We start from the raw sequence: 19,350 nt of genomic DNA on the forward strand, positions 1-19,350 counted from the left end.
GCAGGACCATCTGCTAAGGCTAAATACTCCCTAGCGACCGATAGTGAAGCAGTACCGTGAGGGAAAGGTGAAAAGCACCCCGGAAGGGGAGTGAAATAGAACCTGAAACCGTGTGCTTACAAGAAGTCAGAGCCCTATTTATGGGTGATGGCGTGCCTTTTGTAGAATGAACCGGCGAGTTACGTTCCCATGCAAGGTTAAGGCGAGAAGCCGTAGCCGCAGCGAAAGCGAGTCTGAATAGGGCGACTTAGTATGTGGGCGTAGACCCGAAACCGTGTGATCTACCCCTGTCCAGGGTGAAGGTGCGGTAACACGCACTGGAGGCCCGAACCCACGTATGTTGAAAAATGCGGGGATGAGGTGGGGGTAGCGGAGAAATTCCAATCGAACTCGGAGATAGCTGGTTCTCCCCGAAATAGCTTTAGGGCTAGCCTCGGAATGAAGAGTCGTGGAGGTAGAGCACTGATTGGGTGCGGGGCCCGCAAGGGTTACCAAGCTCAGTCAAACTCCGAATGCCATAGACTTATATCCGGGAGTCAGACAGTGAGTGCTAAGATCCATTGTCAAAAGGGAAACAGCCCAGACCATCAGCTAAGGTCCCCAAGTGTGTGTTAAGTGGGAAAGGATGTGGAGTTGCACAGACAACCAGGATGTTGGCTTAGAAGCAGCCACCATTTAAAGAGTGCGTAATAGCTCACTGGTCGAGTGACTCTGCGCCGAAAATGTAACGGGGCTAAACACACCACCGAAGCTATGGCTTGATGCGTATGCATCAGGGGTAGGGGAGCGTTGTATGCAGGTTGAAGGTGTACCGTAAGGAGCGCTGGACAGCATACAAGTGAGAATGCCGGTATGAGTAACGAAAAGATCAGTGAGAATCTGATCCGCCGAAAGCCCAAGGTTTCCTGAGGAAGGCTCGTCCGCTCAGGGTAAGTCGGGACCTAAGGTGAGGCCGAAAGGCGTAATCGAAGGACAACAGGTTGAAATTCCTGTACCACCGTAAACCGTTATGAACGATGGGGTGACGCAGGAGGGTAGTGACGCGGACTGATGGATGTCCGTCCAAGCAGTGAGGCTGATGTGTAGGCAAATCCGCACATCGATAAGGCTGGGCTGTGATGGGGAGTGAAAATTACAGTAGCGAAGGTCATGATCTCACACTGCCAAGAAAAGCCTCTAGTCAGGTGAAGGTGCCCGTACCGCAAACCGACACAGGTAGGCGAGAAGAGAATTCTAAGGCGCGCGGAAGAACTCTCGTTAAGGAACTCGGCAAAATGACCCCGTAACTTCGGGAGAAGGGGTGCCTCGGTAGGGTGAATAGCCCGAGGGGGCCGCAGTGAAAAGGCCCAAGCGACTGTTTAGCAAAAACACAGGTCTGTGCGAAGCCGTAAGGCGAAGTATACGGGCTGACGCCTGCCCGGTGCTGGAAGGTTAAGGGGAGCGGTTAGGAGCAATCCGAAGCTGTGAACCGAAGCCCCAGTAAACGGCGGCCGTAACTATAACGGTCCTAAGGTAGCGAAATTCCTTGTCAGGTAAATTCTGACCCGCACGAATGGCGTAACGACTTGGGCGCTGTCTCAACGAGAGATCCGGTGAAATTTTAATACCTGTGAAGATGCAGGTTACCCGCGACAAGACGGAAAGACCCCATGGAGCTTTACTGCAGCTTGATATTGGATTTGGGTACGATCTGTACAGGATAGGTGGGAGCCTTTGAAGCATGAGCGCCAGCTTGTGTGGAGGCGACGTTGGGATACCACCCTGATCGTATCTAGGTTCTAACCTGGTACCGTGATCCGGTACGGGGACAGTGTCAGGCGGGCAGTTTGACTGGGGCGGTCGCCTCCTAAAGAGTAACGGAGGCGCCCCAAGGTTCCCTCAGAATGGTTGGAAATCATTCGAAGAGTGCAAAGGCATAAGGGAGCTTGACTGCGAGACCTACAAGTCGAGCAGGGACGAAAGTCGGGCTTAGTGATCCGGTGGTACCGCATGGAAGGGCCATCGCTCAACGGATAAAAGCTACCCTGGGGATAACAGGCTTATCTCCCCCAAGAGTCCACATCGACGGGGAGGTTTGGCACCTCGATGTCGGCTCATCGCATCCTGGGGCTGAAGTAGGTCCCAAGGGTTGGGCTGTTCGCCCATTAAAGCGGTACGCGAGCTGGGTTCAGAACGTCGTGAGACAGTTCGGTCCCTATCTGTCGTGGGCGTAGGAAATTTGAGAGGAGCTGTCCTTAGTACGAGAGGACCGGGATGGACGTACCGCTGGTGCACCAGTTGTTCCGCCAGGAGCATGGCTGGGTAGCTACGTACGGACGGGATAAGCGCTGAAAGCATCTAAGCGTGAAGCCCCCCTCAAGATGAGATTTCCCAATTCGTAAGACCCCTTGAAGACGACGAGGTAGATAGGTTGGAGGTGGAAGTGCAGCAATGCATGGAGCTGACCAATACTAATCGGTCGAGGGCTTATCCAAAAAACACCCCAAAAAGTGAAGCAAAGCTTTGAAGCAGATGCCGAATACTTTTCGGGGACCCCGATACCACATCGGGTGAATGCTACGGAGTCTAATGTGCTGCAATACGTTTCGTATCTAGTTTTCAGGTGATCAAGCATCTGAACCGTTTGGTGGCGATGGCGGAAGGGTTCCACGCGTTCCCATACCGAACACGACCGTTAAGCCTTCCAGCGCCGATGGTACTTGGACCGAAGGGTCCCGGGAGAGTAGGACGTCGCCAAGCGAACAACCATAAAGACCGTTATCGAGTAATCGATAACGGTCTTTTCCTATATGCCGTGACGTGGATTTCTGATTTCTGGACTATCTCGAGCCGGCTTGGGTGATACTAAACGACAGTCATGCATCGTCTCCGTGATAATGCCTAAAGTGATGCAATATGGCAGGCCAATCTTAAACGTGGATAAGTCTCCATTTAATAGAAGAAAGCTGTCCGTTTGTCCACTCCAAAGGGACAGGACAACGCGCTGGATGGATACTTGCGAACTTCAGGAAAAGGGCCAATTCAATCCTTGACAGCCTATGGGCCCTTTGCTAAGATGGCAATAATATATTTCTGAAAATACTTGAAAATGCCGTCCGGTCCAGCTCTGACAGTAGTTGTAGTCCGCAGGAAGACGACAAAAAGGAGGAATAACCCAGGTGTGGGAAGATAAGTTTAGCAAGGAAGGCTTCACTTTTGACGATGTATTGTTGGTTCCTAGAAAATCCGAGGTACTTCCAAAAGAAGTGGATGTTAGCACCAAATTGAGCGAGCACGTGAAATTGAACATCCCGCTCATCAGTGCAGGTATGGACACCGTTACGGAAGCTCCTTTGGCAATTGCCATTGCTAGAGAAGGCGGAATCGGCATTATTCATAAAAATATGACGGTTGAACAACAGGCGGAAGAAGTAGATCGGGTGAAGCGCTCGGAAAGCGGAGTCATCACCAATCCATTCTCGCTTCATGCCGATCATCTTGTATCCGACGCTGAGAAACTCATGGGCAAATTCCGGATTTCCGGGGTTCCGATCGTGGATGAGAACAATAAGCTGATCGGGATTTTGACGAATCGTGATCTTCGTTTTGTTCATGATTACAATACGGTTATCAGCGAAGTGATGACCAGCGAGAACCTGGTTACCGCTCCGGTTGGAACGACCCTTCAGGATGCCGAAATGATCCTACAGAAGCATAAAATCGAGAAGCTGCCTTTGGTGGACGACGATAATGTTCTTAAAGGACTTATCACGATTAAAGACATTGAGAAAGCGATTCAGTTCCCTAGAGCAGCGAAGGACGCTCAGGGCCGCCTGCTTGTAGGTGCAGCGATCGGAATCTCCAAAGATACCTTCGAAAGAGCAGAAGCGCTTGTGAAAGCCGGTGTAGACGTCATAACCGTTGACTCCGCTCACGGTCATCACATCAATATTATTGATTCCGTACGCAAACTGCGCGAATTGTATCCGGATCTGACCATTATCGCGGGTAATGTGGCTACAGGCGAAGGTACGCGAGAGCTTATCGAAGCCGGTGCATCCGTCGTTAAAGTGGGAATCGGCCCTGGATCCATCTGTACGACCCGCGTTATTGCCGGCATTGGCGTACCGCAAATCACGGCCATCTATGACTGCGCAACGGTTGCTAAAGAGTACGGCGTACCGATTATCGCAGACGGCGGTATCAAATACTCCGGAGAAATTACAAAAGCCATCGCGGCCGGCGCTAGTGCCGTTATGCTGGGCAGCATGTTTGCAGGGACGGAAGAAAGCCCAGGCGAAGCCGAGATCTACCAAGGACGCCGTTTCAAGGCTTATCGGGGCATGGGTTCCCTTGCTGCCATGAAACAAGGCAGTAAAGACCGTTATTTCCAAGATGACGACAAGAAATTGGTACCGGAAGGCATCGAGGGCCGTGTAGCTTATAAAGGGCCATTGGCAGATACCATCCATCAGTTGATCGGTGGATTGCGTTCCGGCATGGGGTATTGCGGAACGCAAAACCTGGAGGAGCTGCGGAATGATACCCAATTTATCCGCATTTCCGGGGCTGGTCTCCGCGAGAGCCATCCGCATGATATTCAAATCACCAAAGAAGCGCCTAACTATTCCTTGTAATTCACGGAAAAGAATAAGGATACACAGTATATGTCATTTATTTCCTGGACAAGCTGGATGAAATTCATCTAGCTTGTCTTTTTTTGATACCCCCCCTATGATAGAATAGAACAAGTTAATGACTTATTGAGAATTAGAGGGGAGTAATTCCATTGATAGACAAGTCTATAAAGAAGAATAAGCGACAACGAATTCAAAGAACGCTGGCATCCTTGATGCTGTTTAATATACTATGTTTCTCTGCTGCGCCTGCGGTTTCGCTCGCTGCGCCTAATATGCTGGCTACAGCGGATACAACCAAAGCTACGGAAGACAAAGCGGCAACGGACAAGGCTGCGACGAATAATGCGAAGCCGGACAAAGTGCCATCGGTCGATCAGTTGGGCTTGGAAGTGAGCTCTGCCGTCTTGATCGAGCCATCTACGGGCCAGGTGCTGTTATCCATAAATGCGGATGAAGCATTGCCACCGGCAAGCATGACGAAGATGATGACGGAATATATCGTGGCAGAGAAGGTAAAACAAGGCGAGTTAGCTTGGGATGACGTAGTCACGGTAGGGGAAAATGCTGAAAAAACCGTGGGCTCACGGATATTTTTAGCTGAAGGCGACCAACATACAGTGGAAGAGCTCTACATAGCCATGGCTGTCGGCTCGGCGAATGATGCAACGGTAGCATTGGCTGAACATGTCGCTGGTTCCGAAGCAGAGTTTGTTACCATGATGAACGATACGGCGAAAAAGATGGGATTGAAGACCGCTTTCTTCATTAATTCCACAGGCCTTAGCCGTGCAGATATGCCTGAGAAATACCGTCCTGCAGAAGATAAAGAAACCGTAATGTCGGCAATGGATACTGCATTACTTGCCAAGTATATCGTTGAGGATCATCCTGACTTTGCGAAGTTTACGGCCATTCAATCGCATAAATTCCGGCCGCGCGATACGAGTCCGATCATCAACTACAACTGGATGCTGGAGGCCAACAAAAGCATTACGAACTTCAAGGCCTATGCTTACGAAGGTTTGGACGGTTTGAAAACCGGTCATACCAATGCGGCGGGTTATTGCTTTGCCGGTACTGCTGAGCGTGACGGCATGCGTTTGATCAGCGTGGTTATGGGAACGAAATCCGAAGGGGCTCGCTTTAAGGAAACCAAAAAAGTCCTGGATTACGGCTTTGACAACTTCGAAGTGAAGGAAGTCCAAGCAGCCGGAGCAACCGTGCAAGGATTTGAAACCGTCGAAGTGAAGAAGGGCAAAGGAAAGGAAGCTGGGCTGGTGACCGATAAAGCCCTCACATTTGTTGTGCCTAAAGGTTCTAGCGGAAAGAACATTACCTTCGAAGCCAAACTGGATTCTTCCAGCGTGACGGCGCCTGTCGCTAAGGATACGAAGGTGGGCACGGCAACCTACTCATACAAAATCGAAGGCATGAAGGAAACCCAGACCGAAACGGTGAATCTCATCACGGCAGACGAGGTAGAGAAAGCCGGCTGGTTCAAGCTGTTCCTCCGTGCGATCGGTGACTTTTTCGCGGATTTGTTTGATTCCATCAAAAATCTTTTCTAAGCAGCCGATAAATTCCGAGTAAATGGGTTGTGTATTTGATTTTGATGCGGTAAAATATCAAGTTAGATTCATTGCAAGTATGCACCATACGGGTACAGACCATATCGCCAGGGAATGCTCTAAATGGCGATGAGATACAACATATAATCGGGAGGCTAGGGGACATGGAAACAGGAACATCTACTGTAAAAAGAGGTATGGCGGAAATGCAAAAAGGCGGCGTCATTATGGACGTCATGAATGCGGAACAAGCGAAAATCGCTGAAGCTGCCGGTGCTACGGCAGTTATGGCGCTGGAGCGCGTTCCTTCCGATATTCGCGCTGCTGGGGGAGTAGCACGTATGGCTGACCCAACCATCGTTGAGGAAGTAATGAAGGTCGTATCCATTCCAGTTATGGCCAAAGCTCGTATCGGTCATTACGTTGAAGCGAAAGTGCTTGAATCTCTCGGCGTGGATTACCTCGATGAGAGTGAAGTGCTGACGCCTGCGGATGAAGTGTTCCACATCGATAAATGGGATTTCACCGTACCGTTCGTATGCGGCGCGAAAGATATCGGTGAGGCATTGCGTCGTATCGGCGAGGGTGCATCCATGATCCGCACGAAGGGCGAGCCGGGAACGGGCAATATCGTGGAAGCCGTTCGCCATATGCGTTTGATCAACAGCCAAATTCGCAAGGTTCGCAACATGTCGAAGGACGAACTGTATGCCGAAGCCAAAAACCTCGGTGTTTCCTATGACCTCCTGAAAGGCGTTCACGAGACGGGCAAGCTGCCTGTCGTTAACTTTGCCGCCGGTGGCGTGGCCACCCCTGCGGATGCCGCATTGATGATGCATCTGGGCGCTGATGGCGTTTTTGTAGGATCCGGTATTTTCAAATCCGATAACCCTGAGAAATTTGCTCGTGCGATCGTGGAAGCGACAACGCATTATGATGATTATAAATTGATTGCTGAAGTATCCAAGAACCTGGGTGCTCCAATGAAAGGCATCGAGATATCCAAGCTTAGTCCGGCTGAGCGCATGCAGGATCGCGGCTGGTAAGAGAGAAGGGGTAACATGAAGGTCGGCGTACTGGCACTTCAGGGTGCCGTTGCAGAGCATATTCGAAGCATTACGCTTGCTGGCGCCGAAGGGGTGCCGATCAAGAAGGTCGAGCAGCTGGACGACATTGACGGCTTGATTATCCCTGGCGGTGAGAGCACGACGATTGGCAAGCTGATGCGCAAGTATGATTTTATGGATGCGATTCGTCAGTTTTCAGCCCAAGGCAAACCGATATTCGGAACCTGCGCCGGACTGATCGTGCTGGCCGAGCGAATTCAAGGCGACGAAGAAGCGCATTTGAAGCTGATGGACATCACGGTGGCGCGGAACGCATTCGGACGACAGCGTGAAAGCTTCGAGACTGATTTGCCGGTTAAGGGCATCGATGAAACGGTGCGAGCCGTCTTCATCCGCGCTCCGCTTATTCTGGAAGTGGGACCGGGCGTTGAGGTTCTGTCCACGTATAAGGATGAGATCGTCACAGCCAGACAAGGGCATCTGCTTGCGGCTTCCTATCATCCGGAGCTGACAGACGATTTCCGGCTCCATCAATATTTTGTGGAGATGGTTCGCTCCCGGGCGACGGCGCCACAGGCGTAACGTAATAGTTTCAGTAGAAGACATCTTGACTCTTTGGCAGTATGTGGGAGTCAAGTTGTCTTTTTCGCTGAAATGCAATAAGATGTATCGTATGTAACAACGTATAATGCAGCCTTGTCCCAAGGCTTTTTATCAACAGATAGGGCAGCTGCTTCGATATACTTGATGGATGTTTTACTTTAGGAGGGTTTCCCGTGTTAGACGTAAAAATATTGCGCAGCGAGTACAGTCGTGTTGAAGAAGCGCTGAAGAATCGAGGCAAATCGCTCGATTTGATTGCGGATTTTCCTAAGCTTGACGCCCGGCGCCGGGAATTGCTGCAGGAAAGCGAAAGTTTGAAGAATCGCCGCAACACCGTGTCGGCTGAAGTAGCCAAGCTGAAGAAAAATCGCGAAAATGCAGATGAGCTGATTCTGGAGATGCGCCAAGTGTCAGACCAGATTAAAGCAATGGATGAGGAAGTTCGTGAGCTGGAAGCCAGCATATCCGAGCTTACTTTGGCCATTCCGAATATTCCCCACGAAAGTGTGCCGATCGGCGCCTCGGAGGAGGAGAACGTGGAAATTCGCCGCTGGGCGGAGCCTAAAGCTTTTGATTTCGAACCTAAGGCTCACTGGGAGATTGCCCAGAACCTGAGTATTTTGGACTTTGAAGCAGGCGCGAAGGTTACGGGTTCCCGATTTACGTTCTACAAAGGTCTGGGTGCACGGCTTGAGCGTGCCTTAATCAGTTTCATGATGGATCTGCACAGCGACAAACACGGCTATGAGGAAATGCTGCCTCCATATATCGTCAATCGGGACAGCTTGTACGGAACGGGACAACTGCCTAAATTCGAAGAGGATTTATTCAAAATTAGCGATACCGACTATTACCTGATCCCAACGGCTGAGGTTCCTGTAACGAACTACCATCGTGAGGAAATCCTAAATAGCGAGGATCTGCCTAAATATTACGTCGCATACAGCTCCTGTTTCCGTTCGGAAGCCGGCGCGGCAGGACGCGACACCCGGGGACTTATTCGTCAGCATCAGTTCAATAAGGTCGAAATGGTGAAGATTGTGCATCCGGAAACATCGTTTGATGAGCTCGAGAAAATGACGGCGGATGCGGAGCGAGTGCTCCAGCTGTTGAATCTCCCTTATCGCGTTATGACGCTATGTACCGGGGATATGGGCTTCGGCTCCATGAAAACCTATGATCTGGAAGTATGGCTTCCGGAGAGCGGCGTATACCGTGAAATTTCCTCATGCTCGAATATTGGTGATTTCCAGGCACGCCGTGCCAATATTCGCTTCCGTCCGGAGCCGAAGAGTAAACCGGAATTTGTTCACACCTTGAATGGATCTGGGCTTGCGGTAGGGCGTACGGTTGCGGCGATTCTGGAGAATTATCAACAGGCCGACGGCTCCGTTGTTATTCCGGAAGTGCTTCGCCCTTACATGGGGAATGTTAGCATCATCGAACTCAAGAAATAAGTTGATAACACAGATTGACTTGTGGTATAATGATTTTTGCACGTGATTCATTTTGCAGTGATCATTTCCACATGGAGAGGTACCGAAGCGGTCATAACGGGGCGGTCTTGAAAACCGTTAGGGGGCAACTCCACATGGGTTCGAATCCCATCCTCTCCGCCATACATATACAAACGCAAGCCGTTTCCTTCGGGGAACGGTTTTTTCTATGGTTTTTATGCTTTGTTTGCAAGACAAATGCACGGAAGCTTCGGATATATAGCACTTTATGCTTGGGGGACCTGCTGTATAAAACAGCGCCTGTTATCGCAATTTATAGAGAAGGGGAGGTGTGAACATGAACTCAGAACTGAATGTCGATCAGTCGACGCTGGTCAATGCTTGGCAGGAAAGGCTGCCGACCATACTCAAACCGGGGGATCGTGCAGAAGTGGCAGCAGACGAAGGAGATCCGAACGCCATCCGCATTCACATTGGCGCAGCAGGTCGTCAGGAGTATTCGTTTGATTTTCAATGCACCTATGTGGATTCCCGGGAAGTGAAGGTCGCTCTGATCGATGTAGAGCGTGACGGCGCGACGACGGATGAGCGCAATGAGAACATACAGGGCATGGTGGGCGATTATACGCGTCATATTCATGAGTGTGCTCAAACTCTGCAGCAAATCACGCATCACTAAGTTCCATGAATGAATGTGAAAGCTGTGATGCTCCTTTCAGACCGAAGCATCAAGGCCGATTGCGTAGAACAAACGCTGTGATCCATGAAATGGAGGGCTATCAGATGAGTAAACCAAAGTCGATTCCGGTGCCTGAAGCACAGGAACAACCGAGGCAGCGGAAGGACCATGACCGGGGCGGCCAGGAGCCGCTGTCAGGCTCGCACAGAGCGAAGATCCGCAAGCAGGATGGCCATTTTAATCCGGAGGGCTAACAGCCTTTAGGAGCAAAATACGAAGGCGCCAAGAAGCAAGAATCGAGAGAACTTCCTGTCATTCGACAGGAAGTTCTTTTTTTCGATTTGAAACCTTTTGCTTCCAACTTCCGTATTAGTGTTCAAGTGTAATATTTTGGGGCCCCACCTTATTCGCATGTTAAGAAGTTTGAAATTAAGATGGATGGAAAAAGAAAGGAAATAAAATTTCAGTAAATATTCCAGAAAGTGTTTCTCATTTTGGTTAAATGGTTTATGATTAGAAGGTCTGTTATTTTTTTGACTGTTAGAGGGGAGAGAAATTTTAATGAACAAGAAGTTTGCAGCTATCATGCTGACACTGCTGCTCACGGTGACAGTTGTGCTTTCCGGCTGCGCCAAGAAAGAAGAGCCTAAGGCGGCAATGACCAATGCTGCTACGAACGCGATGAAGATGACATCCTACGAAATGAAGAGCAAATTTGTCATTGAAGACCTTCAAGTTAACATACCTGCAGTTGAAGGCGATCCAAGCGTAACACAGGCGATGACGATGCTGAAGAATGCGGAGGTTACACTGGACGGGATCTACCAGGCTGAGCCAATGCAAACCGAAATGAACATGGGCATCAATTTGAAGGGTGACATGGCGATGTCCTTCAACATTGATATGGTGATGACGAAAGAGAAAATCTACGTTAAAATTCCAAGCATTCCAATGCTGCCATTCCCGGAAGACGTTGTTGGCAAATTCCTCGTGATGGACATGAAAGAGCTTGCTGAGCAATCCGGCGAAACATTTAACCCAGAAACCCTGGATACCGAGAAGTCCCAAAAATTCGTTAACGAAATCCTTGAAGCTGTGCTGAGCGAATATGACCAAGCGAAATACTTCAAAGAGATCAATGTTAAAGATGCCGGCCTTCCAGAAGGTGTTGACGCTAAACAAGTGGTACAATTCTTTGTAACCAATGATAACCTGAATGAAGCATTGGATATTATGGTAAACAAGGTTGCACCTAAGGTTGTTGATATTGCAGCTAAAGACGAGTACCGCGAATTGCTGGGTCTGACCCAAGAAGACATCGATGCTGCCAAAGCTGAAGTGTCCAACGTCAACCAAGACGAATTCAAAGCGGGCTTGGAAGAAATGCAGAAATACCTGAAAATCAATACATTTAACATCAACACGGCTATCGATAAAAAAGATTTCCCTGCGTACCAAGATGTTGTGTTGAACGTTGATTTCAATGATCCAGAAACGAATGAGAACGTGAAGTTGGCTGTGAAGGGTAGCACCCAATACAACAACATCAACGCGAAACAAGAGTTCAAAATCGGTATTCCAAAAGACGCTGACGTCATCACGATGGAGCAATTTGAGGAATCCATGAGCCAAATGAGCACTTACTAATTTTATTCATCGCAGACAAGAAAACCCGGCCATGACGGCCGGGTTTTCTGTGTTCATTCCTCTTTCGGTACATAAAATCATATTTTCCCGCGTAATCGCCGAAAGAACTGAGTCAGCAACGATGCGCATTCTTCCTGCAGCACGCCGTCCACCACGTGCGTCCGATGATTAAAGCGCGGCTCTTGAAGCAGATTCATCAGTGTGCCCGCACAGCCTGCCTTGGGATCGCCTGTGCCGTAGATGAGCTGCGGAACCCGGGACTGAACGATGGCACCTGCACACATGGGACAAGGCTCCAGCGTCACGTATAATCGACAGTCGAGCAGCCGCCAGGCTCCAAGATGCCGGCTGGCCTCCCGGATCGCTACCATCTCGGCATGAGCCGTCCCATCGTAAGTCGTTTCACGCAGATTATATCCACGGCCAATAATTTCATCGCCCCGTACGATGACAGCGCCGATAGGAACTTCACCGAGCTCTTCGGCCTTCCGGGCTTCCGCGATGGCTTCTCGCATCCAGCGTTCATGATTTTCGTTATCCACAGCCAGTGGGTCTATTGAATGTGATATCAATCTAAAGTCTCCTTTCGCTGCCTGCTAAAACCCTGTATTTATACCCAATGTTCAACGAACATTTATTCGTTTGTTAACATGATGTGGACAGAATTGTGGATAAGTAAAAAATTATACACAAAGTTATACACATTATCCCCAGATAAGTTGTGTATTTGTGCGCAATCTGTGGATACGTCGTTTTATTTATCGGGATTAGCCTCTTATATTGTAAGGATTCCCTAATTCAATAGCAATGCGATTGCGAAAAAACCCGGCAGCCGCAGTACGGCTTGTCTTTTCAAACGTTCGTGATCAAGGTATCATGAGGGTATATATTCACAAGTCGTCGATGTGACAGCAGAAAGGTGAAGATGCCACTTGTCGATTAAGACGAAATTATCGATGATCATGTCCATATCGGTATTATTTATCCTTCTGCTTAACATTACGCTGAATTATTACACGACCCAGGAAAACCTGCAGCAGGATAGTGAAACCAAAATGGTGATGGCCGCCACGCAGATCGCCATTACGGTTCAGCAAACCGGCTTTAGCTCTGCGTATGTGGATAACATTTTCGGGGATATGCTGAAGGTAGCAGCAGTTAATGCGGCAAAGGCCTTAGATCCCGATATTAACAATATAACCAATCAGCAATTGGCCGAATTAAGTAAAGAGATCGGTGTGACCCACATTTCGCTGCTGGTTCGAACCAACGATGATATCGTTGTTGCCCGTTCCTCCTCCCAAGACGAAATCGGCCTTTCCACAAAAAACTGGGGGTATTGGCATACCGCATTTCTGGAATTGTTCCAGCATGGCAAAGTCGTGTCCGTTACGGAGGGGCAGCGTGCCGAGCATTTCTGGTCCGGACCGTTCGAGTTCTCCACATCCAATCCGGAGTTCATTGATAAATGGGGATACTATTATGATGGCAAGCGGAATTATATTATCGATCCCTACATCCGGAATTCGAATATCAAGGATTTTGTGAAGATCACAAGCCCGAACACCGTGGTGGAGGAGACTTTGAAATCGAATCCGCGGATATTGGAAGTGACGGGCATCAACCCCGAAACGTTTGGCAATGAATATATGAGAGAGGATGGAACGGACGATGTTCACCACAAGCTCCGCAATCGACCGATCACGTTCGGCACCTACAATTATGGGAGCCTGGATCAAGATACGGAAGCTGTGCAGAGGGCCGTATCTACCAGCGACAATGTGGTGTTTGTCAGCACCATCAATAATAAGAAGGTGTTAAAAAGCTTCATTCCCATCCTGTCCGAAAATAAACCGACCAGCGTGATCAGCGTCGTCATGGATTATGAAGCCATCTCTTCCGTGATGAGGGAGCAGATGATCAGCCTGGTGGCTATTTCACTGGTTTTGCTCGAAATCGTGATCTTTGGCAGTTACATTGTAGCGGGTTATTTTACGAAGCCGATTCAGGCCATCCTGGGCACCGTAAACGATGTATCGGATGGTCACTTCGATCGTAGACTTGAGGTTAGCAGCCGGGACGAGCTGGGGCAGCTTGCAGGCCGCATCAATGCCATGACCCGCAATCTGGGTACCTACACGAGCCAGTTGAAGCAGATGGTGGATGAGAACCAGTCCGTTAAAGAATATTTAGAGTCCGTTATCAATCAGACGGCCGATGCCATTCATACAACCGACACCTATGAACGCGTGATCAGCGTGAATAAAGCGTTTGAGCAATTATACGGCTGGAAGGCGCACGAAGTGGTCGGGCGGAAGCTTGCGCTTGTGCCTCCGGCCAAAGAGGAAGAGGAGAAGGAACGCATCCGTCGTTTGCGGGCTGGTGAGCGGCTTCCGCCGGTGGAGACGGTCCGTCTGCGCAAGGATGGAAGCACGATTGAAGTGAGCATCAGCACCTCGCTTGTGCGGGACGAGAACGGCGAGGTTACCTCCATGATTAGCGTATCCCGCGATGTGACGGAACGCAATCGGATCGAGGAGCTCCTGCGGCGTTCGGAGAAGCTCAATACCGTGGGGCAGCTGGCTGCCGGGGTTGCGCATGAAATCCGGAATCCGCTTACGACCCTCCGAGGATTTTTGCAGCTTCAACAGCAGACTCACAAAGCGAATCCCGATCATATCGACCTGATGCTGTCCGAGCTGGATCGAATCAATCTGATCGTCAGTGAATTTCTGATATTAGCCAAGCCTCAGGCGATTAATTTCCAGGAGAGGGACGTGGGCGTCATTATGGGGGATGTCATCTCCTTCCTCGACAGCCAGGCGCATCTGTACGGCATCGAGTTCAAATTGGATTTTATTGAAGAACCGACCTTTGTGCATTGCGAAGAGAACCAGCTCAAACAGGTGTTCATAAATCTGCTCAAGAATGCCATTGAAGCCATGCCGGAAGGCGGCAATATATGGATCAGGCTTACACGCCCGCAGCCCGAACAGATACAGATCGATATTCGGGATGAAGGTCAAGGCATTCCGGAAGACATGATGCCGCATCTTGGCGAACCGTTTATTACGAATAAGGAAACGGGCACAGGCCTCGGGTTGATGGTAAGCCAGCGCATTATCCAGGGCCACCGGGGGACGATGGAAATCGAGAGTGAAGTTGGAGTAGGCACGAGAGTAAGTATTGTCCTGCCTGCGGTACCGCAGAAAACAATCGAAGGCTGAACATGAAGTAGTTACAGATAAGGGGATGGCATCTTTGAGAATCAATAAATTTATCAGCGAAACGGGATATTGCTCGCGTCGTGAAGCGGACAAGCTGGTGGAGAGCGGGAAGGTCACCATTAACGGGGTGGTTGCGGTCTTGGGCAGCCAGGCCGAGGAAGGCGACGATGTGCGGATCCAGGGAAAGCCGCTTCAGGACAAGAAGAAGCATGTATATATTGCTCTTAATAAGCCGGTCGGGATTACGAGCACCACCGAGTCGCATATTAAGGGCAATATTGTAGACTTCGTAGGCCATAACGAACGGATTTTTCCCATTGGACGATTGGATAAGGACTCCGAAGGACTGATCCTGTTAACGAATGACGGAGATATCGTCAATAAGATCCTTCGCTCCGAAGGAAAACATGAGAAAGAATATATTGTGACGGTGGACCGTCCGGTTACTGAATCCTTCCTTCGCGGAATGGCCGGCGGCGTCAAAATTTTGGGGGAGATGACGCTCCCCTGTGAGGTCACGCGAATGTCCGAACGCGTATTTCGAATCATTCTGACGGAGGGGAAAAATCGGCAAATCCGCAGAATGTGCAGCGCTTTTGGTTATGAGGTTCGAAAGCTGCAGCGAATCCGGATTATGAATATTCGACTTGGCAGCCAACGTATCGGCTCATGGCGCGATCTTAATGACAAAGAGAAGGAAGAGCTTGGCCGGCTGCTGAACTATAAGCTCGAGTAGCAATTATAGTGTACCGGGTTTGTGAATCCCTTGTGTAAAAAGAAAACAACCGATGAGATCTGGAGGCCAGATGCATCGGTTGTTTAGGGTGTGTTATAGTCGGTTAGACCGTTCCTTTACCGGTTATTCATTCACGCTGGTAAACGTTGCGCTATCCTGGTATTTACGTATAATGGATACCTCAACCCTACGATTCTTCGCTCGTCCAACAGCGGTGTTGTTATCGGCGATCGGATGGTATTCTCCATAACCGATCGGCATGAACCGTTTAGGGTCCAGTTCCGAGTTGGTGAGCAGAATCTTCATGAACTGCAATGCTCGATCCGAGCTTAAATCCCAGTTGGACGGATATTTGCTGTTGGAAATCGGCACATTATCCGTATGACCGGAAACAATGATCTCATAATCCGGGAACTTGTGAAGCATTTGCGAGATGGCCTTGGCCAGTTTACGGGCCTCCGGCTTCACCACGGCTTCGCCGGACGGGAACAGGGCATTATCCCGGATCGTAATGACCAGCTGGGAGTGGTTTAACTTGGTGCTGAGCTCTGAGGTTAAACCGTTATTTTTAATATAATTATCGAGCTGTTTCTTCAGCTTCTCCAGATCCTCTTGTTCCTGACGCATCAACTCGGCACGACGTTGGTCGGGCGTTGTTGCTGGAACGGAAGGGGTTGTCGCTTTATGATCGTTAATATTCGGCGGGGTGTCGCTGGGCTCGGTCTTGCTGTAATCCAGCACCCCGGTTCCGCCGGTGAGAGCAACGCTGAAGGCTTCGCTCATTTCTTGAAATTTGCGTGCATCCGTCGCGCTCATGGCATACAACACCAGGAACAGGGCCAGAAGCAAGGTCAGCAGGTCAGCGTACGGAAGAAGCCAGGATTCGTCGGCATGCTCCTCGTGCGGCTCGTGTCTAGTCTTTTTGCTCACTAGCACCAGCCTCCCTCTCGCTGAGCTCAGCGCGTTCGGATGGTGTCAGGAACACGGAAAGCTTCTGATTGATTGCAATGGTGGATACACCGGATTGAATAGACAACAGGCCTTCTACCATCATAAGGCGGATTTCAACCTCGCGCTTGGATAGGCGCTTGAGTTTGTTCGCAATCGGGTGACAGATGACATAACCGGTGAAGATACCGAGCAGGGTAGCGATAAACGCAGCCCCGATGGCATGGGCAAGCTCGCCCATGTCTTCCATATGGGATAGTGCAGCGATCAAACCGATAACGGCTCCGAGTACCCCGAGGGAAGGTGCATACATGCCGGCCTGGGAGAAGATCAGCGAGCCGGAACGATGGCGCTCTTCCGTGGCGTTGATATCTTCCATCAATACATCGCGTACGAATTCCTGATCGTTGCCGTCGATAATCATGCGCATTCCGTTACGCAGGAAGCTGTCATCGATCTCATCCACTTTGGTTTCCAGAGCCAGCAGACCTTCACGGCGCGTAATCGAAGCCCATTCCATGAACAGCTTGATCATGTCCGTCTTGTCCATCAGATTCTGTTTCACGAAGGTCATTTTGACCAGCTTCGGAATCTTTTTCAGCTCGGATAACGGAAATCCGATGAATAAAGTTGCTGCCGTACCGCCAAGAATGATTAGATAGGCTGCCGGGTTATACAAAGCGAGAAGGGAGGCACCTTTAAGAATCATGCCCACCAGTACCGCGACGATACCGATGATTAAGCCTATAATTGTTGAAATTTCCATACCACACCTCATCCGTGAGAAATAAAATAACGAATCCATTCGTCAGAACGGCTCTCATGGAGAACCGGGCCCCTTTTGTGGGGCGTTATCCTATTTATCGTCAGGTCGGGCTTTTTTTTTTAGTTGTAATTTCCGGTATAATGGAAGGAAGGGAAACGAAGCTTAGTACGGTAAGGAAAGGAGTGATTGAGATGGGTGTGAAGCACGGAAGGGATTACGGCGAAATCCTCGCGGAGTTGACCGAAGCCGTCGGGCGAATTTCCGACAGCTACGTTTTCTTTGAAATGGAAGCGGAGGATTGGGGCAATCTGGGCGAAGCCGAGCGGAATGAGGTTCATGAGGCGCTGGCGGAGGATTTGTTCTATGCGCTGGGCACGGAGCCGGTGATTAGCGTCGGCAGCGGCGTGGTCATGCATGACCAGAATAACCATCGAATACATATTTTGATCGGTGAAGAAGAGTTGGCCATTGTGGCTCTTGTGTAATCACTCCAGTTATCAACGGAAACAGGGCAGAATAGAATAGATGACAGAAGCCCATACACGTGTCAGTCGGCTTTACGATAGGTTTTTTTCGGGGAGGAAGATAAAAGATGCTTTATACGCAGCAAGAAGTAGAGGCTCATCTGGAAAAGCTTGAGGGTTGGGAATTTGAACAAGGGAGATGGATCGTCAGGAAGTATACCTTCTCCTCCTTCATGAAGGGAATCGCTTTTGTTGATGAAGTGGCAGCTATTTCGGAAGCTTTCGGACATCACCCCTATATCACCATAGATTATAAAGTCGTTACGCTGCGTCTCACTTCCTGGGACGACGGCGGCATTACGGCTGTGGATATTAAGGAAGCACAGCAGTTTAACGAGGCCTATGAGAAAAGCCGTTCCAAGGACGGCAAGACGGGACAATAGACGGGAGTCGGATCCATCCGGTCATAGCTCCCCAATATGTAAAAACACGCTTGCGCCGGGAGGTTCTCCAGGTTCAAGCGTGTTTTGCGTATAAGCTGATTTATTTTTTCTCAGCAAGGTACAGCGCGATGTTTGCGATTTCTTCAGGCTTAAGTTGATCCTTAAAGGAAGGCATACCCTTACGGCCTTTGGTTACAACGTTGAAGATCGCGTCCGCATCCATGTGTCCGCCTACTTGATTCAAAGCCGGTCCAGCGCCGCCTTGAAGTTGGTCACCATGACAGCTGATGCAGCTTGCTTTCAGTGTGGCTTCCGCTGCGGCAGCATCCAGAGTCACTTCCGGCATAGTCGGCTTCTCTTCCTGAGCTACCTGTTCCTTGCCTGGGAGCGTAAACATCAGCGCAATAGCCAACGCACATGCGACGAAGAACAATCCGCTCATGATCCATTTTTGCATCGTCATATCGTCCCTTCTATGTATACTGCACTTTTGCACTTGTCTCCATTATAAACCAACATCCATAGACAGCATAGCCAGTTGTGACAAAAAAAGCAACTATACCGCGCACCTTCATAAAAAGTACACAAAATTGTGCCTTTTCATATAGACAAAGATTACTATTCCTCATTTGCCGGAGGCTCATACACCATGCAGTGGAAAAGGGCGTTTCCCGTCGGCGTAAGGCGCTCATACGTATCGGTGATATGAAAGCCCGCCTTTTCGTACGCGCGGATCGCACGTTCATTCCAGGTCATTACCTCCAGGTCGATCTCATCGGCAGGCCGCCTCCGCCTCGCTTCCCGGACAATCGTCTGCATAAACCGTTTACCCATTCCCCGCCCGCACCAATCAGGCCGCATGCCCAGCCCGATTCGCGTAACCTCATGCATCGGAAACAGTTGGGCAAATCCCCATAGCGTCTTCCGTTCATCCAAAATCGAAATGTACTGCTCCCGGCGGATGTCGGGATCCCCAAACTCGATCTCAAGCCCCTTCATCTGCTCCCAGGGAAGAAAACCGTAAATGTTATAGGGAGGAGGATAGGTCCAGGCGCATATTTCTTTCGCGTGCTCTTCACGCATGACCACCGTATGAAATGAAATCGGTGCTGCATCCATTGGCAAA

General features: G+C 49.8%; 17 protein-coding genes, 1 tRNA gene and 2 rRNA genes (1 of these 20 only partly in view). 15 read left to right on the plus strand and 5 right to left on the minus strand.

Annotated elements, in window-relative coordinates; all coding sequences use genetic code 11:
* From GYMC10_RS00390 to GYMC10_RS00440, 11 genes are all read left to right on the plus strand, one after another.
* Nucleotides 1-2,474: ribosomal RNA gene (locus tag GYMC10_RS00390) — 23S ribosomal RNA — on the plus strand; it begins 454 nt to the left of the window's first position.
* Between the two features lie 148 nt (nucleotides 2,475-2,622).
* Nucleotides 2,623-2,739, plus strand: a 5S ribosomal RNA gene (gene rrf, locus GYMC10_RS00395).
* 419 nt (nucleotides 2,740-3,158) lie between these two features.
* Nucleotides 3,159-4,616, plus strand: coding sequence for an IMP dehydrogenase (gene guaB / locus GYMC10_RS00400; protein WP_012818338.1), 1,458 nt, complete (start codon nucleotides 3,159-3,161; stop codon nucleotides 4,614-4,616).
* Nucleotides 4,617-4,768: 152 nt separating this feature from the next.
* On the plus strand, nucleotides 4,769-6,187 hold the full coding sequence (locus tag GYMC10_RS00405; RefSeq protein ID WP_012818339.1) for a D-alanyl-D-alanine carboxypeptidase family protein: 1,419 nt from the start codon (nucleotides 4,769-4,771) through the stop codon (nucleotides 6,185-6,187).
* 164 nt (nucleotides 6,188-6,351) lie between these two features.
* Nucleotides 6,352-7,233 carry a pyridoxal 5'-phosphate synthase lyase subunit PdxS gene (gene pdxS, locus GYMC10_RS00410; protein WP_009595550.1) on the plus strand — a complete coding sequence of 294 codons (882 nt, stop codon included), beginning with the start codon at nucleotides 6,352-6,354 and terminating at the stop codon, nucleotides 7,231-7,233.
* Between the two features lie 15 nt (nucleotides 7,234-7,248).
* Nucleotides 7,249-7,836: a pyridoxal 5'-phosphate synthase glutaminase subunit PdxT gene (gene pdxT / locus GYMC10_RS00415; RefSeq protein WP_012818340.1), complete on the plus strand. Its 588-nt coding sequence runs from the start codon at nucleotides 7,249-7,251 to the stop codon at nucleotides 7,834-7,836.
* A 194-nt stretch (nucleotides 7,837-8,030) separates the two neighbouring features.
* On the plus strand, nucleotides 8,031-9,314 hold the full coding sequence (serS, locus tag GYMC10_RS00420; protein ID WP_012818341.1) for a serine--tRNA ligase: 1,284 nt from the start codon (nucleotides 8,031-8,033) through the stop codon (nucleotides 9,312-9,314).
* A gap of 73 nt (nucleotides 9,315-9,387) precedes the next feature.
* Nucleotides 9,388-9,476, plus strand: a tRNA-Ser gene (locus GYMC10_RS00425).
* A gap of 175 nt (nucleotides 9,477-9,651) precedes the next feature.
* Nucleotides 9,652-9,993, plus strand: coding sequence for a hypothetical protein (locus GYMC10_RS00430; RefSeq protein WP_009595528.1), 342 nt, complete (start codon nucleotides 9,652-9,654; stop codon nucleotides 9,991-9,993).
* Nucleotides 9,994-10,097: 104 nt separating this feature from the next.
* A complete protein-coding gene (locus GYMC10_RS00435; RefSeq protein ID WP_012818342.1) occupies nucleotides 10,098-10,247 on the plus strand; it encodes a hypothetical protein in 150 nt (49 codons plus the stop codon).
* 307 nt (nucleotides 10,248-10,554) lie between these two features.
* A complete protein-coding gene (locus tag GYMC10_RS00440; RefSeq protein WP_012818343.1) occupies nucleotides 10,555-11,640 on the plus strand; it encodes a hypothetical protein in 1,086 nt (361 codons plus the stop codon).
* 77 nt (nucleotides 11,641-11,717) lie between these two features.
* Here the strand turns inward: GYMC10_RS00440 and tadA are convergent, their stop codons facing one another.
* The gene (tadA, locus tag GYMC10_RS00445; protein WP_012818344.1) at nucleotides 11,718-12,212 is read right to left on the minus strand and encodes a tRNA adenosine(34) deaminase TadA; all 495 of its coding nucleotides are present in this window, start codon (nucleotides 12,210-12,212) and stop codon (nucleotides 11,718-11,720) included.
* A 360-nt stretch (nucleotides 12,213-12,572) separates the two neighbouring features.
* Between tadA and GYMC10_RS00450 the strand changes: the two genes are divergently transcribed.
* Both GYMC10_RS00450 and rluF read left to right on the plus strand, forming a co-directional pair.
* Entirely contained in the window at nucleotides 12,573-14,867 is a 2,295-nt protein-coding gene (locus GYMC10_RS00450) for an ATP-binding protein (RefSeq protein ID WP_012818345.1), read from the plus strand.
* Nucleotides 14,868-14,901: 34 nt separating this feature from the next.
* Nucleotides 14,902-15,603 (plus strand): 23S rRNA pseudouridine(2604) synthase RluF, encoded by a 702-nt coding sequence (gene rluF / locus GYMC10_RS00455; protein ID WP_012818346.1) that lies wholly within the window; start codon nucleotides 14,902-14,904, stop codon nucleotides 15,601-15,603.
* A 123-nt stretch (nucleotides 15,604-15,726) separates the two neighbouring features.
* Here rluF and motB read toward each other — a convergent pair whose 3' ends face one another.
* Together motB and motA are read right to left on the minus strand one after the other, a co-directional pair.
* Nucleotides 15,727-16,533 (minus strand): flagellar motor protein MotB, encoded by an 807-nt coding sequence (motB, locus tag GYMC10_RS00460; protein ID WP_009595545.1) that lies wholly within the window; start codon nucleotides 16,531-16,533, stop codon nucleotides 15,727-15,729.
* Complete coding sequence (gene motA / locus GYMC10_RS00465) at nucleotides 16,517-17,317, minus strand: flagellar motor stator protein MotA (protein WP_009595558.1); 801 nt, start codon at nucleotides 17,315-17,317, stop codon at nucleotides 16,517-16,519. The genes motB and motA overlap by 17 nt, the downstream gene beginning before the upstream one ends.
* A 191-nt stretch (nucleotides 17,318-17,508) precedes the next feature.
* Between motA and GYMC10_RS00470 the strand changes: the two genes are divergently transcribed.
* Nucleotides 17,509-17,802, plus strand: a complete 294-nt coding sequence (locus GYMC10_RS00470) for a hypothetical protein (protein WP_012818347.1) — start codon at nucleotides 17,509-17,511, stop codon at nucleotides 17,800-17,802.
* 107 nt (nucleotides 17,803-17,909) lie between these two features.
* Nucleotides 17,910-18,224: a 4a-hydroxytetrahydrobiopterin dehydratase gene (locus GYMC10_RS00475; protein WP_012818348.1), complete on the plus strand. Its 315-nt coding sequence runs from the start codon at nucleotides 17,910-17,912 to the stop codon at nucleotides 18,222-18,224.
* A 100-nt stretch (nucleotides 18,225-18,324) separates the two neighbouring features.
* Here GYMC10_RS00475 and GYMC10_RS00480 read toward each other — a convergent pair whose 3' ends face one another.
* On the minus strand, nucleotides 18,325-18,681 hold the full coding sequence (locus GYMC10_RS00480) for a c-type cytochrome (RefSeq protein ID WP_006207476.1): 357 nt from the start codon (nucleotides 18,679-18,681) through the stop codon (nucleotides 18,325-18,327).
* 161 nt (nucleotides 18,682-18,842) lie between these two features.
* Nucleotides 18,843-19,343, minus strand: coding sequence for a GNAT family N-acetyltransferase (locus GYMC10_RS00485; RefSeq protein WP_012818350.1), 501 nt, complete (start codon nucleotides 19,341-19,343; stop codon nucleotides 18,843-18,845).
* Nucleotides 19,344-19,350 lie beyond the last annotated feature (7 nt).

This window comes from Paenibacillus sp. Y412MC10 (assembly GCF_000024685.1).
In the GTDB taxonomy this organism is placed as follows: Bacteria; Bacillota; Bacilli; order Paenibacillales; family Paenibacillaceae; genus Paenibacillus_AQ; species Paenibacillus_AQ lautus_A.

What these genes read in the sequence shown, in the direction of transcription:
- GYMC10_RS00475 (WP_012818348.1), top strand. Translation starts at nt 17,910, where the DNA reads ATGCTTTATACGCAGCAAGAAGTAGAGGCTCATCTGGAAAAGCTTGAG.
- GYMC10_RS00480 (WP_006207476.1), bottom strand. Translation starts at nt 18,681, where the DNA reads ATGCAAAAATGGATCATGAGCGGATTGTTCTTCGTCGCATGTGCGTTG.
- GYMC10_RS00435 (WP_012818342.1), top strand. Translation starts at nt 10,098, where the DNA reads ATGAGTAAACCAAAGTCGATTCCGGTGCCTGAAGCACAGGAACAACCG.
- GYMC10_RS00485 (WP_012818350.1), bottom strand. Translation starts at nt 19,343, where the DNA reads ATGGATGCAGCACCGATTTCATTTCATACGGTGGTCATGCGTGAAGAG.
- GYMC10_RS00430 (WP_009595528.1), top strand. Translation starts at nt 9,652, where the DNA reads ATGAACTCAGAACTGAATGTCGATCAGTCGACGCTGGTCAATGCTTGG.
- GYMC10_RS00440 (WP_012818343.1), top strand. Translation starts at nt 10,555, where the DNA reads ATGAACAAGAAGTTTGCAGCTATCATGCTGACACTGCTGCTCACGGTG.
- pdxT (WP_012818340.1), top strand. Translation starts at nt 7,249, where the DNA reads ATGAAGGTCGGCGTACTGGCACTTCAGGGTGCCGTTGCAGAGCATATT.
- pdxS (WP_009595550.1), top strand. Translation starts at nt 6,352, where the DNA reads ATGGAAACAGGAACATCTACTGTAAAAAGAGGTATGGCGGAAATGCAA.
- GYMC10_RS00470 (WP_012818347.1), top strand. Translation starts at nt 17,509, where the DNA reads ATGGGTGTGAAGCACGGAAGGGATTACGGCGAAATCCTCGCGGAGTTG.
- motA (WP_009595558.1), bottom strand. Translation starts at nt 17,317, where the DNA reads ATGGAAATTTCAACAATTATAGGCTTAATCATCGGTATCGTCGCGGTA.